Annotated in this window: 13 protein-coding genes; 7 read left to right on the forward strand and 6 right to left on the reverse strand. The window is 70.7% G+C overall.

All coding sequences use genetic code 11. The annotated features are described in order from the left end of the window. Positions 1-28 precede the first annotated feature (28 nt). The 3 genes from DMO17_RS01315 to DMO17_RS01325 are packed head-to-tail and all read left to right on the forward strand — an operon-like array spanning position 29 to position 3,442. The gene (locus tag DMO17_RS01315; RefSeq protein ID WP_110680507.1) at positions 29-1,702 is read left to right on the forward strand and encodes a Na/Pi cotransporter family protein; all 1,674 of its coding nucleotides are present in this window, start codon (positions 29-31) and stop codon (positions 1,700-1,702) included. A 58-nt stretch (positions 1,703-1,760) separates the two neighbouring features. Next, positions 1,761-2,768 carry a DUF5924 family protein gene (locus DMO17_RS01320; RefSeq protein ID WP_110680508.1) on the forward strand — a complete coding sequence of 336 codons (1,008 nt, stop codon included), beginning with the start codon at positions 1,761-1,763 and terminating at the stop codon, positions 2,766-2,768. Positions 2,769-2,824: 56 nt separating this feature from the next. After that, positions 2,825-3,442 carry a hypothetical protein gene (locus DMO17_RS01325; RefSeq protein ID WP_110680509.1) on the forward strand — a complete coding sequence of 206 codons (618 nt, stop codon included), beginning with the start codon at positions 2,825-2,827 and terminating at the stop codon, positions 3,440-3,442. Here DMO17_RS01325 and DMO17_RS01330 read toward each other — a convergent pair whose 3' ends face one another. Both DMO17_RS01330 and hmpA read right to left on the reverse strand, forming a co-directional pair. Continuing rightward, positions 3,443-5,059, reverse strand: coding sequence for a methyl-accepting chemotaxis protein (locus DMO17_RS01330; protein WP_110680510.1), 1,617 nt, complete (start codon positions 5,057-5,059; stop codon positions 3,443-3,445). Between the two features lie 71 nt (positions 5,060-5,130). Continuing rightward, entirely contained in the window at positions 5,131-6,312 is a 1,182-nt protein-coding gene (gene hmpA / locus DMO17_RS01335) for an NO-inducible flavohemoprotein (protein ID WP_110680511.1), read from the reverse strand. 149 nt (positions 6,313-6,461) lie between these two features. Here hmpA and norR point away from each other — a divergent pair, with 149 nt between their 5' ends. Continuing rightward, positions 6,462-8,009 carry a nitric oxide reductase transcriptional regulator NorR gene (norR, locus tag DMO17_RS01340; RefSeq protein WP_110680512.1) on the forward strand — a complete coding sequence of 516 codons (1,548 nt, stop codon included), beginning with the start codon at positions 6,462-6,464 and terminating at the stop codon, positions 8,007-8,009. A 16-nt stretch (positions 8,010-8,025) separates the two neighbouring features. Here the strand turns inward: norR and DMO17_RS01345 are convergent, their stop codons facing one another. Beyond that, a complete protein-coding gene (locus DMO17_RS01345) occupies positions 8,026-9,252 on the reverse strand; it encodes a nucleoside recognition domain-containing protein (protein WP_110680513.1) in 1,227 nt (408 codons plus the stop codon). A 130-nt stretch (positions 9,253-9,382) separates the two neighbouring features. Here DMO17_RS01345 and DMO17_RS01350 point away from each other — a divergent pair, with 130 nt between their 5' ends. The 3 genes from DMO17_RS01350 (at position 9,383) to DMO17_RS01360 (ending at position 12,327) form a co-directional block, all read left to right on the forward strand. Further along, positions 9,383-10,039 carry a DUF3313 domain-containing protein gene (locus DMO17_RS01350; RefSeq protein WP_110680514.1) on the forward strand — a complete coding sequence of 219 codons (657 nt, stop codon included), beginning with the start codon at positions 9,383-9,385 and terminating at the stop codon, positions 10,037-10,039. A 116-nt stretch (positions 10,040-10,155) separates the two neighbouring features. Then, complete coding sequence (locus DMO17_RS01355) at positions 10,156-11,856, forward strand: sulfatase-like hydrolase/transferase (RefSeq protein ID WP_110680515.1); 1,701 nt, start codon at positions 10,156-10,158, stop codon at positions 11,854-11,856. A gap of 63 nt (positions 11,857-11,919) precedes the next feature. Next, entirely contained in the window at positions 11,920-12,327 is a 408-nt protein-coding gene (locus DMO17_RS01360) for a DUF1330 domain-containing protein (protein ID WP_110680516.1), read from the forward strand. A gap of 1 nt (position 12,328) precedes the next feature. On the opposite strand, the gene DMO17_RS01365 is transcribed toward DMO17_RS01360, so the two are convergent. The 3 genes from DMO17_RS01365 to DMO17_RS01375 all read right to left on the reverse strand — a co-directional run bounded on the left by DMO17_RS01365 (position 12,329) and on the right by DMO17_RS01375 (position 15,390). Then, positions 12,329-13,915 (reverse strand): EAL domain-containing protein, encoded by a 1,587-nt coding sequence (locus tag DMO17_RS01365; protein ID WP_110680517.1) that lies wholly within the window; start codon positions 13,913-13,915, stop codon positions 12,329-12,331. A 40-nt stretch (positions 13,916-13,955) separates the two neighbouring features. Next, positions 13,956-14,732, reverse strand: coding sequence for an N-acetylmuramoyl-L-alanine amidase (locus DMO17_RS01370; RefSeq protein ID WP_110680518.1), 777 nt, complete (start codon positions 14,730-14,732; stop codon positions 13,956-13,958). 64 nt (positions 14,733-14,796) lie between these two features. After that, a complete protein-coding gene (locus DMO17_RS01375; RefSeq protein WP_110680519.1) occupies positions 14,797-15,390 on the reverse strand; it encodes a MarC family protein in 594 nt (197 codons plus the stop codon). Between the last annotated feature and the right edge of the window lie 140 nt (positions 15,391-15,530).

Consider the following 15,530-nt stretch of genomic DNA (forward strand, 5'->3'; position numbering starts at 1 on the left):
CAACGAGCGTGCCCGACGAGGCTGCGCCATGCTGACCCTGCTCAACCTGCTGTCTGCCATCGCCCTGCTGGTGTGGGGCACCCACATCGTGCGTACCGGCATCCTGCGCGTGTACGGCTCGCAGCTGCGGCGCATCCTCAGCCACAGCGTGGCCAAGCGGCCGCAGGCGTTCGCCGCCGGCATCGGCGTCACCGCCCTGGTGCAGAGCAGCAACGCCACCGCCCTGCTGGTCACCTCCTTCGTCGCCCAGGGCCTGATGGCGCTGCCGCCGGCGCTGGCCATCATGCTCGGCGCCGACGTCGGCACGGCGCTGATGGCACGGGTGCTGACCCTCGACCTGGCCTGGCTGTCGCCGCTGCTGATTCTCGCCGGGGTGGTCCTGTTCCTCTCGCGCAAGCAGCGCCGCGCCGGGCAGATCGGCCGCGTGGCGATCGGCCTCGGCCTGCTCCTGCTGGCCCTGCAGCTGATCGTCGAGGCCGCGCGGCCGATCGCCGAGTCGCACGGCTTCGAGGCGCTGTTCGCCTCGCTGACCGGCGACCTGCTGCTCGATGCCCTAGTCGGCGCGCTGTTCGCCATCCTCACCTACTCCAGCCTGGCCGCCGTGCTGCTCACCGCGACCCTGGCCGGCAGCGGCGTGATCGGCCTGCCGGTGGCCATCGGCCTGGTCATCGGCGCCAATATCGGCAGCGGCGTGCTGGCCCTGCTGAGCAGCAGCATGCAGTCCGCCGCCGGCCGTCGGGTGGCCCTCGGCAGCCTGCTGTACAAGCTGCTCGGCCTGCTCCTGGTGCTGCCCCTGGTGCAGCCGCTGGTGGACTGGATGGGGCGCCTGGAATGGTCGGCGGCGACCCTGGTGATCGCCTTCCACCTGGCCTACAACAGCCTGCGCTGCCTGCTGCTGTTGCCCACGGTGGGGCCGATGGCCAGGCTGTGCAGCCTGCTGCTGCCGGAGCGCGCGCGCGACGACGGGGTGGCCCGGCCGCGCCACCTCGACCGCGCCGCCCTGGACACGCCGAGCCTGGCGCTGGCCAACGCGGTGCGCGAGACCCTGCGCATCGGCGACCTGGTGGAACAGATGCTGGCCCACCTGCTGGAGGTGCTGCGCGACGGCTCCGCCGAGGCCGGCCAGCAGCTGCGCCGCCTGGACGACGACGTCGACGCGCTGTACGGCGCGGTCAAGCTGTATCTGGCGCAGATGCCGCGCGACTACCTGGCCGTCCACGACAGCCGGCGCTGGGCCGAGATCATCGAGCTGGCGGTGAATCTGGAGCACGCCGGCGACCTGATCGAGCAGATGGCCGGCAAGCTGGACAGCCACAAGCGCACCCGCCACCACTTTTCCGCCGAGGGCCTGGCCGAGCTGACCACCCTGCACGGCCTGCTGGCCGCCAACCTGCGCCTGGGCCTCAACGTGTTCCTCAACGGCAACCGCGACAACGCCCGCCGCCTGCTGGAGGAAAAGCAGCGCTTCCGCCAGGAGGAACGCCGCCTGGCCCACGCCCATGTCGATCGCCTGGCCCAGCAGGTGGTGCAGAGCATCGAGACCAGCGCCCTGCACCTGGAGCTGATCGCCGACATGAAGCGCCTCAACTCGCTGTTCTGCAGCAGCGCCTACGCCCAGCTGGAGGCCCACGAAGGCGCCCCCGCGCAGGCCCCGCAAGGCTCCGCGGAGCCCCTGCCGGCGGAACAGCCGACCCGGCACTGACGTCCGCCCGGGCGCCATGCGATGATGCGCGCCCCGCAACGACCCCGCTCCAGCCTCGATGCCGCACTGGAAACCGCACCTGCTGCGCCTGCTCGCCCTGTTGCAGCGCTACCCCGGGCTGATCGCCGCCTTCGGCTTCTGCTCCGGCGTGGCCAGCTTCCTGCTGGTCGACCGCCAGGAAGGCGTGGGCAAGGTGATCGCCGTGCTGATGCTGCTGAGCTGGGCCTGGCTGCTGCTCGAGGGCCTGCTGACGCGCGGCGCGGCACGCTGGCTGGGCATCGAGGTGCCGCCGCTGCTGCTGCGCTACCTGACCCAGCTGATCCACCAGGAAAGCCTGTTCTTCGCCCTGCCGTTCTTCTTCGTCACCACCGCCTGGAACAGCGGCCAGGCGCTGTTCACCGGCCTGCTCGGCGCCGCCGCCCTGCTGGCCATCACCGACCCGCTCTACTACCGGTGGCTGGCCGCGCGGCGCTGGCTGTACCTGAGCTTCCACACCCTGGCGCTGTTCGCCGTGCTGCTGGTGGCGCTGCCGCTGATCGTCCACCTGACCACCGCCGAGAGCTACCGCCTGGCCCTCGGCGTGGCCCTGGTGGTGGCCCTGCCCAGCCTCGGCAGCAGCCTGCGCATCCAGCGCTGGTGGCGCTGGCCGCTGCTCGCCGGCCTGCTCCTGGCGCTGGGCCTGGGCGCCTGGCTGGCACGGCCCTGGGTGCCGCCGGCGACCCTGTGGCTGAGCCAGGTGGCGGTCACCGCGCAGCTGCAGGCGCGCAACCCCGGGCAGAGCCTGGAGCGGGTCGCCAGCGCCCAGCTGCGCGACGCCGGGCTCTATGCCTTCACCGCGATCAGCGCGCCGCGCGGGCTGGGCGAGCGCATCTACCACGTGTGGCGCCACCAGGGCCGCGAGGTCGACCGCATCGCCCTGGACATCCACGGCGGGCGCCAGGCCGGCTACCGCGCCTGGAGCCACAAGCGCAACTTCCCGGCGCAGGCCGCCGGCGCCTGGCAGGTGCAGGTGGTCACCGAGGCCGGCCAGCAGATCGGCGTGCTGCGCTTCACGGTCGTCGACTAGCCGGCGGGCGCGCCGTCGGGCAAGCTGCCGACCTGGCAACTCGCAAGGAACGCATCATGCTCAGAGCCCTCACCTGCCTGCTCGCCGCCCTGCTGCTGGCGGGCTGCGACAGCCGCACGCAGCCGGATGCCCGGGAGCGCGCGCTGCTGCTGACCGCCGCCGACTTCGGCGAGCCGGAAGCTCCCGGCCAGGCACGCCTGCGCCGTGAAACCAACTACCTGACCAGGCGCATCGACATCAGCTACGACTACCGGCAGACACCGGGATTCTTTCTGCACAGCGGGGTGTCGCTGATGCCCAATGCGACCGATGCGGTCGTGAGCAGCTTCGCCGCCATCCAGGGTGCGGGTATCGGCATCAGCAACGCCGACGGGGATGTGACCCAGGAGACGCTGGCGCTGAGCCGTGAGCTCGGCAGCCATGCCGAGCTGATACTGCTGCGCAGCGCAGGCGAGCCGGTCGGCAACATGTTCGCCGTCAGCATCGGCGAGAAGATGTTCTTCACGGTGTTCAGCGGCCGCCACCACTTCGCTTCGGCCACGGCCTTCGAGGACTTCATCGCGCCCAAGCTGGCGCTGCTCGAGGCCCACGACTACGACGACCCCTTCGTCGACTGGGGCAAGGGCCTGCTCGCCGAGCGCGCGCCGGAGGCCGAGAAGCCCGCCAAGCCCTGACTACAGGCGGAAGCGCTGCACCATGCCGTTGAGGTCGGTGGCCAGGCGCGCCAGCTGATCGCTGGCCACCGAAGTCTCGTGCGCACCAGTGGCGTTCTGCGCGGCGATGTCGCGGATGGCCACCAGGTTGCGGTCCACTTCGCGGGCCACCTGCGCCTGCTCCTCGGCGGCGCTGGCGATCACCAGGTTCATCTCGTTGATCTGGCTGACCCGCTGGGCGATCAGCTGCAGGGCACTGTCCGCCTCGCTGGCCAGCGCGCTGCTGCGGCTGGCGTACTCGCTGCTCTGGCCCATGGCCTCGACCGACTCGCGGCTGGCGCTCTGGATCGCGCTGATCATCCGCTCGATCTCCTGGGTCGAGCTCTGCGTGCGCTGCGCCAGGGCGCGCACCTCGTCGGCCACCACGGCGAAGCCACGGCCCTGGTCGCCGGCGCGCGCCGCCTCGATGGCGGCGTTGAGTGCCAGCAGGTTGGTCTGCTCGGCGATGGTGCGAATCACCTCCAGCACCCGGCCAATGGCGATGGCCTCCTCGGCCAGGCGGGCGATGGTGGTCGAGGTGATCTGCAGGCGCTGGCTGAGCTGCTCGATGGTGCCGCGCGTGGTGCTGACCTGCTGACGCCCGGCCTCGGCGGTCTGTTCCGCCTCGCGCGAGGAGTCCGAGGTGTGGTTGGCGTTGCGCGCCACTTCGTCGACCGCCGCCGACATCTCGGTCACCGCGGTGGCGGCCATCTCGATCTCGTCGTTCTGCCGGGTGATGCCGCGCGCCGCATCGTCGGTCACCGCATGCAGCTCCTCGGCCGCCGAAGCCAGCTGGGTGGCGGCGCCCTGGATGCCCTGCAGGGTGTCGCGCAGGTTCTCCTGCATCTGCTTGAAGGAGGCCTGCACTTCGCTGATCTCGTCGCGGCCGCTGCACTGCACCGGCTGGCTGAGGTCGCCGGCGGCGTTGCGCGCCACCACCTCGCGCAGTTCGGACAGGCGCAGGTTGATGCCGCGGCTCATCAGCCAGGCCTGCAGGCCGCCGCCGAGCAGCAGCACCGCCAGCAGCCCGGAGACTAGGGCGAAGTTGCGCTGGTACAGGGCCAGACCGGCCTGGTACTGGCGCTCGGACTCGTGCAGCTGGACCTCGATCAGCTCGGAGAACTTCGCCGACAGCGGGTCGATGACCGGGTACAGCTCGCCGGCGGTGAAGCTCGCCAGGGCCTGCCGGTCGCCGCCACGCAATATCGCCTTGAGCCGCTGCAGCGGTTCGCGGGCGGTCTGCATCAGCGGTTCGATCTGGGCGATCAGGCGCTTCTCGTCGTCGATCAGGCTGGTGGCCAGGTAGGCCTGCCAGACCTGCTGGATGCGGCCTTCCGCCTGCTCCACCTGGTTCGCCGCCTCGGCCGGCGCAAGGCCGCCGTCGCGCGCCTTGTGGCTGGCGTCGACGATATTCACCGCATACAGATCGGCGATCACCTTGAGATCGCGCAGCGGCACCACGCGATCCAGGTAGACGCTGTTGAGGCCGTCGAGCACGCCGCGCAGGCCGCTGAGGCCGGCGGCGCCGATCACCAGGCTGCCCGCCAGCATCAGGACGATGAGGACGAACAGCCTTGTCCGAATAGTCCAGTTGTTCATGGTAGGTCACCCGGTTCCGGCCAATACCTACCAGAAACATAGTCGCGTTTTGCCAGCAGTGCCGAGCGGCCTCAGTCCTCCAGGGCGGCCGCCGGGCCGAAGAACTCGTAGCGTGTCTGCGCCTCGGGCACCCCCAGCTCGCGCAGGTTGCGCTTGAGCGCGGCCATAAACGGCTTGGGCCCGAGGAAGTAGACGTCGAGGTCGCGCTCGGCCGGCAGCCAGCGCTGCAGCAGCTTGCGGCTCAGGCGGCCGTGGGCATCGGCGCCGTCGCCCGCGCGCGCTTCCTCCAGGCAGTAGAAACGCTGCAGCTGCGGATGGGCCGCGGCCAGGGCGTCGATGTGCGCGGCGAAGGCCTGCACCCCGGCATGCCGCGCGCAGTGGATGAAGCGGATCGGCCGGCCGCCAGGCAGCGCCGCCTCCAGCATGGTCAGCAGCGGGGTGATGCCGACCCCGGCGCTGATCAGCACCAGCGGCTTGCGCGAGTGGCCCAGGGTGAAGTCGCCGGCCGGGGCGAACAGCTCCAGCTCGTCGCCGGCGTGCACCTGGTCGTGCAGGTGGTTGGAGACCCGCCCGCCGGGCTCGCGCTTGACGCTGATGCGGTACTCGCGGCCGTTCGCCGCGGCGGACAGCGAGTAGTTGCGGCGCAGCTCCTCGCCGTCCAGCAGCAGGCGCAGGCCGATGTACTGGCCGGGGGCGAAGTCGAGCAGGGCGCCGCCGTCGCTCGGCTGCAGATGGAAGGAGGTGATCTCCTCGCTCTCCGCCTGCCGGCGCACCACGCGGAACCGCCGGCCGCCGCGCCAGCCGCCCAGGGCACGGGCATTGGCGGCGTACACCTCCTCTTCGGCGCCGATCAGCAGCTCGGCCAGCTGGCCGTAGGCGGCGCCCCAGGCGGCGAGCACCGCATCGGTGGCCACCTCGGCGCCGAGCACCTCGCGGATCGCCCGCAGCAGGCAGCTGCCGACGATCGGGTAGTGCTCGGGGAGGATCTGCAGCGATACGTGCTTGTTGACGATCTGCCCGACCAGCGGACCGAGCGCCTGCAGGCGGTCGATATGCCTGGCATACATCAGCACGCCGTTGGCCAGGGCACGCGGCTGGTCACCGCTGGCCTGGTGCGCCTGGTTGAACAGCGGACGCACCTGCGGGTATTCGCCGAGCATGATGCGGTAGAAGTGGGTAGTCAGCGCCTCGCCACCGGACTCCAGCAGCGGAACCGTGGCCTTGACGATGGCGATCTGTTCGGGTGACAACATGGGGTGACTCCTTTGCACGCAGGGATGTTTTTCCTGCTTATCTCAGGATTCGTGCCATGTTTTTTATTCAATAAAATCAGTTAGTTATATCTGTACATGTTGTTTTGACAGCAAATTGAAAGTTGTCCTATGAACAACCAGGAGTCTTGATGACAACCCATCCGCTGCTGTCGGCGCTGCTGCCGCTGGTCGACGATCTCAGCCGCGAGCTGGCCGAGGAGGAGCGTTACCGGCGCCTGCTGGCCGCCCTGCGCGCGCTGATCCCGAGCGACGCCACCGCCCTGCTGCGCCTGGACGGCGAGCAGCTGATCCCGCTGGCGGTCGACGGCCTCAGCGCGGACACCCTCGGCCGGCGCTTCGTGGTAGCCGAGCACCCGCGCTTCCAGGCCCTGCTGGCGCGCCGCGAGCCGACCCGCTTCGCCGCCGACAGCGGCCTGCCCGACCCCTACGACGGCCTGGTCGAGCAGCACGTCGGCCACCTGGAAGTGCACGACTGCCTGGGCTGCCCGCTGTTCATCGACGACCGCCCCTGGGGCCTGATCACCCTCGACAGCCTGCAGCCCGGCAGCTTCGCGCAGAGCGACCTGGACAACCTGGAGGCCTTCGCCCGCCTGGCCGCCGCCTCGGTCAAGGCCAACCAGCGCCTGCTCGGCCTGGCCCAGCGCGCAGCGGCCGAGCAGCAGCTGGCCGAACGCTTCCGCGAGGTGGCCGGCCAGGCCGGGCGTGCCGAGCTGATCGGCCAGAGCGCCGCGCACAAGCGCCTGCAGGCGGAGATCGACACGGTGGCCGGCAGCGACCTGACCGTGCTGATCGGCGGCGAGACCGGGGTCGGCAAGGAGCTGGTGGCGCAGGCCATCCACGCCCGCTCGCTGCGCGCCGGCCGGCCGCTGATCAGCCTGAACTGCGCGGCGCTGCCGGACCAGCTGGTGGAGAGCGAGCTGTTCGGCCATGTGCGCGGCGCCTTCACCGGCGCCAGCGGCGAGCGCAGCGGCAAGTTCGAGCTGGCCGACGGCGGCACCCTGTTCCTCGACGAGGTCGGCGAGCTGCCGCTGGCGGTGCAGGCCAAGCTGCTGCGCGTGCTGCAGAGCGGCCAGCTGCAGCGCCTGGGCTCGGACCGCGAGCACCGGGTGGACGTGCGCATCCTCGCCGCCAGCAACCGCGACCTGGCCGAGGAGGTGCGCGCCGGGCGTTTCCGCGCCGACCTCTACCACCGCCTGAGCGTCTACCCGCTGCTGGTGCCGCCGCTGCGCGAGCGCGGCCGCGATGTGCTGCTGCTGGCCGGGCACTTCCTCGAACAGAACCGCGCGCGCCTGCACCTGCGCGGCCTGCGCCTGAGCCCGGAGGCCCAGGCGGCGCTGCTGGCGCACACCTGGCCGGGCAACGTGCGCGAGCTGGAGCACCTGCTCGGCCGCGCCGCGCTCAAGGCCCTGGCGCGCCAGGCGCAGCGCCCGCGCATCCTCAGCCTGGAGGCCCAGGACCTCGACCTGGCCACCGCCGCGCCGGCCCAGCAGGCGCCGGCGCCAGCCGTGGCGGAAAGCGCCGCGCAACCGCTGCGCCCGGCGCTGGAGGCCTACCAGCGCCAGCTGATCCAGGCGGCGCTCAGGCGCAATGCCGACAACTGGGCCGCCGCCGCCCGCGAACTGGGCCTGGACCGCGCCAACCTGCACCGCCTGGCCGTGCGCCTGGGCTTGAAGTAGAGCGGGTGGGTCCCGCTCAGCCGAAGAACCAGTAGCACACGCCGATGGCCGCCAGCACCCCGGCCAGGTCGGCCAGCAGGGCGCAGCCCACCGCATGGCGGGCACGCTGGATGCCAACCGCGCCGAAGTACACGGCCAGCACGTAGAAGGTGGTCTCGGTGCTGCCCTGGATGGTCGCCGCCACCAGCGCCGGGAAACTGTCCACGCCGTGGGTCTGCATGGTCTCGATCAGCATGGCGCGCGCCGCGCTGCCGGAGAACGGCTTGACCAGCGCGGTGGGCAGGGCGTCGACGAAACGGGTGTCCCAGCCGGCCCACTCGATCAGCGCACGGATGCCGTCCAGGCCGAAGTCGAGGGCGCCTGAGGCGCGCAGCACGCCGATGGCGCAGAGCATGGCGACCAGGTACGGCAGCAGGTTCTTGGCCACGTCGAAGCCTTCCTTGGCGCCGTCGACGAAGGTCTCGTAGACCGGCACCTTGCGCAACCAGCCGACCAGCACGAAGAGGAAGATCAGGCCGAACAGGGTGAGGTTGCCGAGCAGCGCGGACAGCTCCTTCAGCGCCACCGCGCTAAGACCGGCCAGCAGCGCCATGAAGCCGCCCAACAACAAGGCGCCGGGAATCAGGTAGGCCAGCACCACCGGGTCCCACAGGCGCAGGCGCTGCATCAGCGCCACCGACAGCAGGCCGGCCAGGGTCGAGGCGCTGGTGGCCAGCAGGATCGGCAGGAACACCAGGGTCGGGTCCTCGGCGCCCTGCTGCACGCGGTACATGAAGATCGACACCGGCAGCAGGGTCAGCGACGAGGCGTTGAGCACCAGGAAGAGGATCTGCGCGTTGCTCGCCACCGTGGCGCTGGGGTTGAGCTCCTGCAGCGCCTTCATCGCCTTGAGGCCGATGGGCGTGGCGGCGTTGTCCAGGCCCAAGCCATTGGCGGCGAAGTTGAGGGTGATCAGCCCCAGCGCCGGGTGGCCGCGCGGCACCTCGGGCATCAGCCGGGCAAACAGCGGGCCGAGGGCGCGGCCGAGCAGATCGACCAGCCCGGCCTTCTCGGCGATGCGCAGAAAGCCCAGCCACAGGGTCAGGGTGCCGAACAGCACCACCATCAGCTCGACCGAGACCTTGGCCATGGCGAACAGGCTCTCGACCATGGCCGCCCATACCGTGACGTCGCCGCCGATCCAGCGCAGCGTGGCGGCCAGCGCGGCCACCACGAAGAATCCCAGCCACAGGCCGTTGAGCATGGTCAGTCCCCCGAACGATGGCGGCGATGATAGCCGGCGCCAGGCGCTTCACCAAACTGCAAGGCGCACCTGCCAGCCTGGGATAAGCGTCTAGAGTTAAAGCGTTTATCAATCCCTTAGGAGTGCAAGGATGAAATCCACCCTGATGCTGTCCCTCGGCCTCGCCGCCGGCCTGCTGCTGGCCGGCTGCGCCAGCAAGACCACCCAGCCCTCGCAGTATTCCGGCTTCCTCGGCGACTACTCGCAGCTGCAACCGGCCACCTCGGCCAGCGGCGCGCCGGTGCTGCGCTGGGTTTCGGCAGATTACAAGGCGAGCAACTACGGCTCGGTTTACATCGAGAAGCCGGTGTTCTATCCCGCGCCGACCCCCAGCGCCCAGGTCAGCCAGGCCACCCTCGACCAGGTCGCCAATTACCTGCACCAGTCCATGCGCCGCGAGCTGCAGAGCCGCATGACCGTGGTCGACCAGCCCAATGCGGACAGCCTGGTGCTGCGCAGCGCGATCACCGCGGTCAGCGTGTCCACCGAAGGCCTCAAGCCCTACGAGGTGATTCCCATCGCCCTGGTCCTGGCCGCCGCCAAGACCGCCGCCGGCACCCGCGACAAGAACACCGAGATCTACGTCGAGCTGGAGGCGCTGGACGCGCGCACCAGCCAGCCGATGGTGCGGGTGGTACGCAAGGGCCACGGCCTGGAGCTGGAGAACGACAGCGAACAGCTGTCGCTGAACACCCTCAAGCCGGCGCTGGACGTCTGGGCCCGCGACGCCCGCGCCTTCCAGCCCTGACGGGTGCGCCGCGCGGGTGGCGGGCCCGCGCGGCAAACTCCGGTAACAAGCCGGGCGGGAACCCGGCGCAAGGCGGAGCACTCTGTTGGCGATCCGCCACTATCGAGTAGTACCCCATGTCGCTTGCCGCCCTGGCTCCCGATACGTCCTCCCATCGCCTGCCCTGGTCCCTCGCCCTGCCGCGCCTGCTCCTGCTGAGCACCCTGAGCGCCGGCCTGCTGATGGCCGACGACTTCATCCAGCAACTCTTCACCAGCGCCAACCAGGCCGAACTCGAAGCGCGCTTCGTGGTGGTGGTCTGGCTGTTCGCCCTGGGCCTGTGGCTGTGCGGCATGCCGCGTCTGGTGGCGAGCCTGCTGGTGCTGCTGGCCGGCATGCAGCTGATCCAGCTCAGCCATGTGTCGTTCTTCGGCGAGCCGCTGGCGGCGCCGGACATCGTCAGCCTGTTCGCCGACTTCGCCGAGGTGCGCGAGACCGGCTGGGCCAGCTTCGCCGACCACTGGCACGTGCTGCCCACGGTGCTGCTGCCCTACGGCCTGCTGCTGGCCCTGCACCTGTGGCTGCCGCGGCGCCTGCGCCTGCCGCAGAGCCGCTGGGCCCTGCTGATCATCGTCCTGGTGCTGGCGGCCAAGCCCTGGCGCGCCACCTACCGCGACTACAGCTCCTTCCTCCCCGGGCCGACCCGCAGCGGCCTGCACAACAGCTTCAATGCCTTCGCCTTCTATGGCGTGCGCCTGGCCTTCCGCCCGGCCGAGGCGCTGCCCAGGGCGCCGTTCGTGCCCTACCGGGTCACCCCGGTGGCCAGCGGCGCCCGGCACGTCTGGGTGGTGGTGGCCGACTCGCTGCGTACCGACCGCCTCGGCCTGTTCGGCCACACGCGCGACACCACCCCGACCCTCAGCCGCCTGCACGCCGAAGGCGCACTGCTGGCAAGGCCGGGCATCGCCTCCGGGGTGGCCACGGCGGTCAGCCTGCCGATGCTGCTCAACCTGATCCGCGAACCCGGCCAGCCCGAGCTGCTGCGCCAGCAGCCGCACAACCTGTTCGCCCTGGCCCGCGCCAGCGGCTTCCGCACCCACTGGCTGTCGGCACAGGAGTCCAAGCTGCTCAGCCACCTGGGCAGCCGCCACCTGGACGTCAGCATCACCCGCGAGGACCACCCGCTGCTGTTCCTCAAGCGCCACGACCACGCCCTGGTCGACCTGCTCGGCGAGCAGCGCTGGGGCGAGCGCAATTTCGCGGTGATCAACCTGCGCACCGCGCACCTGCCCTACGAGGAAAATTACGACCAGCACAACGAGCCGCTGCCGAGCTGGCCGGTCGACCCGGCGCTGCCGCGCGAGGAACGCCAGCGCAACGCCTATGACAACGCCATCGGTTACCTGGATGACGTGCTCGCCGAGGTCATCGCCCGCTTCGACCAGCTGCAAGGCGAGCGCTACCTGCTGATCACCGGCGACCACGGCCAGCTGCTGGGCGAAGGCGGGCGCTGGGGCCACAACGACCTGCTGCCGCAGGTCGCCGAGGTGCCGGTGATGGTGCTGGCGCGCGAGGCGCCGCAGGCGGCACTGGAGTCGCTGCGCCAGGAGCAGTGGATCAGCCACCACGAGGCCGGGCTGTGGCTGGCCGAGCGCCTCGGCCAGCGGGTGGAGAATCCCAACCGGGTCGCCGGCGAGCACTTCGTGCAGGGCAAGCAGCTGTTCGGCGACAACATGATCCAGCGCGTACGGGAAACGCCCGCGGGCCTGGTGTTCGACGAGCCGCGCCTGCTCAGCCGCTGGCTGCGGGATCTGGGGGAAGCGCCATCCACGCCCTGAATGGCGCTTGCGACCGACCCGCCGGTAGCGGAGGCTGGGCAGCAAACCGATCAGGAGTCTGCCATGCCCAGCCTCAACCCCAGTCGCGAACAGTTGGCCGCCTTTGCCGAGCAGATGCCAGACGATGCACCGATCCTGATGCTCAACCTGCTGCGCTATCGCGAGGCGGCCGACTACCCGGCCGACAGTGAGCACGCCCCCTGCAGCGGACGCGAGGCCTATCGGCGCTACAGCCGCACGGCTCTGGCCAAGGTGCAGGGCGTGGGCGGCAGGGTCGAGCTGCTGGCGGCCGCGCAGGTGGCGCTGATCGCCCCCGCGGGCGAACAGTGGGACGAGCTGCTGCTGGTGCGCTATCCGTCCAAGGCGGCCTTCCTCGGCATGCTCGCCGACCCCGAATACCGCGCCGCCACCGTCCACCGCACGGCGGCCCTGGCCGACTCGCGGCTGATCGGCTGCCTGCCGCCGGGTTGACTCAGGCGCCCCGCTGACGCTCCACCAGGTGGCGAAACTGGCGGGCGGTCAGCGGCTTGGCGAACAGCCAGCCCTGGCCGCAGTGGGCGCCCTGCTCGGCGAGGAACAGGGCCTGGGCCTCGTGCTCGATGCCCTCGGCCACCACCTTCAGGCTCAGCTCGTGGGCCATGCGGATGATGTGCGGCGCCACCCCGCTGCTGGCGGCGTCGTGGCCGAGGGCATCGACGAACGACTTGTCGATCTTCAGCACGTCGGCCGGCAGCTCCTGCAGGTAGGCCAGGCTGGAATAGCCGGTGCCGAAGTCGTCGATCAGCACCCGGTGGCCGTTCTCGCGCAGCTGCGCCAGCACGCCCTTGGCCGCCTGGATGTCGGCCAGGCCGGACTCGGTGACCTCGAAGGCGATCTGCCCGGCGCCGACCCGGTATTGCAGCAGCAGGCGGCTGGCCAGCTCGCCGATGCGCGGCTCGGCGACGTCGCAGGCGGCCAGGTTGATCGACACGTACAGGCCCGGGTGCGCGCGCAGGAAATCGCCGAGCTGGGTCAGCACCTGCTCCAGCACGTAGTCGGTGATCTCGCGGATCTGCCCGCTGCTCTCGGCCATTGGGATGAAGTGGTCGGGGCCGAGCAGCTTGCCGTCGGCGCGACGCCAGCGCACCAGGGCCTCGGCGCCGACGCAGCGGCGGCTGGCCAGGTCGAAGATCGGCTGGTAGCGCACGCGTAGCGCGCGGCGGCGCAGGGCGGCCGGCAGCGAGCCGCCGAGGGACTGGCGATAGCGCACCTGGTAGAAGGTCAGCACGGCCGCCAGCAGGGCCAGCAGCACCGCCACCGGCAGCCAGCCCAGCAGACCCTGGCGCAGGCGCTGCTGCAGGGCGCTGCGGTCGGCGAACAGCACCAGATCGAAGTCCGGGCTGCGCGTGGGCATGCGATAGATCAGCTGGCGGGCCGTGAGCAACAGGGGCTCGTCCGCCGGCCAGCCACCGGCAGGTGGCCAGTCCTGGGCCGCCCCCAGCACCGGCAGGGCCCGGTCACTGGCCCGCGCCACGATCAGCAGGCTGCCGCCGGCGGGTAGCTCGACCATGTCGGCGAGGTGGCCACGGGAGGTGGACAGGCGGAAATAGCCGCGCCCCACCACCAGGGCGGCCAGGTCGTCATCGGGTTGCGTCGAGGTGTTCAGCCAGTAGCGCTGCCGCCGTCCTTCGATATCCGGCGGGCGCTCCGGGCCCAGGGAGCTGCGCCGCGGCGAGGAGGAGCAGCGCTGGTCGCCACCGATGAAGGCCGCCTCGTAGACGAAGCGGTGCTGGAACACCACCCGCCGCAGGGTCTCCACCATGGCCAGGTCGCAGCCGCGCAGGGGCTGCTGCTCCAGTTCGTCGAGGGCGTCGCCGAGCTGGCCGAAGACCTGCTCGATGCGTTGCAGGAAGCGCTGGCCCTGGGCCTGCAGGCGTTCGCTCTCGGCCTGCTGGGCCTGGCGGTTGGCCAGCCACAGCCCCAGCGCACCAAACAGCAGGGCGGCGAGCAGGCCGACCAGCAGGGCCGCCGGCCAGGGGCGGAACAGGGCGCGGCGCAGCCGCGGCAACCGGGGCGACATGGGCCGGACTCCAGACTGGGGTCCCTCAGGTATAGCCCACTCAGGACGACTGGTTGAGCACCTGCAGGATGGCCGCGCTCTCGGCATCCGGCTCGCCGTCGTAGCGCGCCGGGCGGTACTTCATCTGGAATGCCGCCAGCACGTTGCGCGTGGCCTGGTCCAGTTCGCCGCTCTGCGGCGTCGGGTAGCCGAGCTGCTCGAGCTGGCGCTGGAACCAGGCGATATCCGGCAGGGCGGCGGCGAAGCGGGCCCGCTCGCGGGCCACCGCGGCGGCCTGCGGCCAGCGGATCAGCCCGGCCTCGGCCAGGCGCTGCCAGGGGAACAGCGGGCCCGGGTCGACCTTGCGCTGCGGGGCGATGTCGCTGTGGCCGATGATGCTGTCGATCGGCAGGTCATGGCGCTTGACCAGGTCCTGCAGCAGAGCGATCAGCGCCTGGATCTGCGCCTCGCCGTAGGGTTGCCAGTAGCGCCCGGCGGGGCCGTCGTAATAGCCCTGGTTGACCAGCTCGATGCCGATGGTGCTGGCGTTCAGCCAGGTACGCCCCTGCCACTCGCTTTCCCCGGCATGCCAGGCTCGGCGGTTCTCGTCGACCAGGCGGTAGACCCTGGCCGAGCCGTCGGCGATCAGGTAGTGGGCGCTGACCTCGCCCTGGGTGAGCAGGGCCAGGGAGTGCTGCAGGTCGGTGGAGGTGTAGTGCAGCACGATGTACTGCACCCGGCTGCTCTGCCCGCGGGAGCTGAAGCTGTCGTCAATGCGCGGGCCGCCGGCGCAGCCGGCGAGCAACAGGGCGGAAAGGAGAAGGGCGGCGAATCTCATGGGTTCGGGACACGGCGGATCGGAGGCGCAGTGTAACCCCGCTGCAGCCGTGTCGCGAACCGCCTCAGGGGGCGATGTGGAAGACGCTCTGCAGGTTGTCCAGCAGCATGTCGACGCTGAGCATGATCAGCAGCATGCCGGTCAGCCGCTCCACCGCGGTGAGGCCGCGCTGGCCGAGGAACTTCTGCAGCCAGGAGGCCTGCAGCAGGATGCTGGCGGTGGCCAGCCAGGCCAGGCCGACCGCCAGGTACAGCTCCCACAGCGGGCCGTCGTGGGTGCTGCGCAGGGTCATCAGCACGGCCAGCGCCGAGGGTCCGGCCACCGCCGGGGTGGCCAGCGGCACCAGCAGCGGCTCGCCGTCCGGCAGGTCGCCCAGCACGCCCTCGGGACGCGGGAAGATCAGGCGCATGGCGATGACGAAGAGGATGATGCCGCCGGCAATGGCGGTGGACTCGCGCGACAGGCCCAGGCCGCTGAGGATCTTGTCGCCGAAGCTGAGGAACAGCATCAGCAGGGCCAGGGCCAGCAGCAGCTCGCGCAGGGCCACGCGCATGCGCCGCTCGGGGGCGACGTTCTTCAGAGCGGCGAGGTAGATGGCGATGTTGCCGAAGGGATCGGTGACCAGAAACACCAGGACGGCGATGCCGAAGATTTCCATGCGAGGCTCCTTGGGGAATGCCTACAGTTTATCCGGCGCCGCCGCTGGCGTCCCGGCATCGCGTTTCGCCACCCGGAGACGGACGACAGGACAAACGGCCGTCCGCTGCAGCCAGGGCGGCATACTCTTAAGTGCAGGTT

Origin of the sequence: Aquipseudomonas alcaligenes (assembly GCF_003205495.1) — a bacterium.
In the GTDB taxonomy this organism is placed as follows: Bacteria; Pseudomonadota; Gammaproteobacteria; order Pseudomonadales; family Pseudomonadaceae; genus Aquipseudomonas; species Aquipseudomonas alcaligenes_B.

What these genes read in the sequence shown, in the direction of transcription:
- DMO17_RS01330 (WP_110680510.1), bottom strand. Translation starts at nt 5,059, where the DNA reads ATGAACAACTGGACTATTCGGACAAGGCTGTTCGTCCTCATCGTCCTG.
- DMO17_RS01315 (WP_110680507.1), top strand. Translation starts at nt 29, where the DNA reads ATGCTGACCCTGCTCAACCTGCTGTCTGCCATCGCCCTGCTGGTGTGG.
- DMO17_RS01360 (WP_110680516.1), top strand. Translation starts at nt 11,920, where the DNA reads ATGCCCAGCCTCAACCCCAGTCGCGAACAGTTGGCCGCCTTTGCCGAG.
- DMO17_RS01375 (WP_110680519.1), bottom strand. Translation starts at nt 15,390, where the DNA reads ATGGAAATCTTCGGCATCGCCGTCCTGGTGTTTCTGGTCACCGATCCC.
- DMO17_RS01355 (WP_110680515.1), top strand. Translation starts at nt 10,156, where the DNA reads ATGTCGCTTGCCGCCCTGGCTCCCGATACGTCCTCCCATCGCCTGCCC.
- norR (WP_110680512.1), top strand. Translation starts at nt 6,462, where the DNA reads ATGACAACCCATCCGCTGCTGTCGGCGCTGCTGCCGCTGGTCGACGAT.
- hmpA (WP_110680511.1), bottom strand. Translation starts at nt 6,312, where the DNA reads ATGTTGTCACCCGAACAGATCGCCATCGTCAAGGCCACGGTTCCGCTG.
- DMO17_RS01370 (WP_110680518.1), bottom strand. Translation starts at nt 14,732, where the DNA reads ATGAGATTCGCCGCCCTTCTCCTTTCCGCCCTGTTGCTCGCCGGCTGC.
- DMO17_RS01365 (WP_110680517.1), bottom strand. Translation starts at nt 13,915, where the DNA reads ATGTCGCCCCGGTTGCCGCGGCTGCGCCGCGCCCTGTTCCGCCCCTGG.
- DMO17_RS01325 (WP_110680509.1), top strand. Translation starts at nt 2,825, where the DNA reads ATGCTCAGAGCCCTCACCTGCCTGCTCGCCGCCCTGCTGCTGGCGGGC.
- DMO17_RS01320 (WP_110680508.1), top strand. Translation starts at nt 1,761, where the DNA reads ATGCCGCACTGGAAACCGCACCTGCTGCGCCTGCTCGCCCTGTTGCAG.
- DMO17_RS01350 (WP_110680514.1), top strand. Translation starts at nt 9,383, where the DNA reads ATGAAATCCACCCTGATGCTGTCCCTCGGCCTCGCCGCCGGCCTGCTG.
- DMO17_RS01345 (WP_110680513.1), bottom strand. Translation starts at nt 9,252, where the DNA reads ATGCTCAACGGCCTGTGGCTGGGATTCTTCGTGGTGGCCGCGCTGGCC.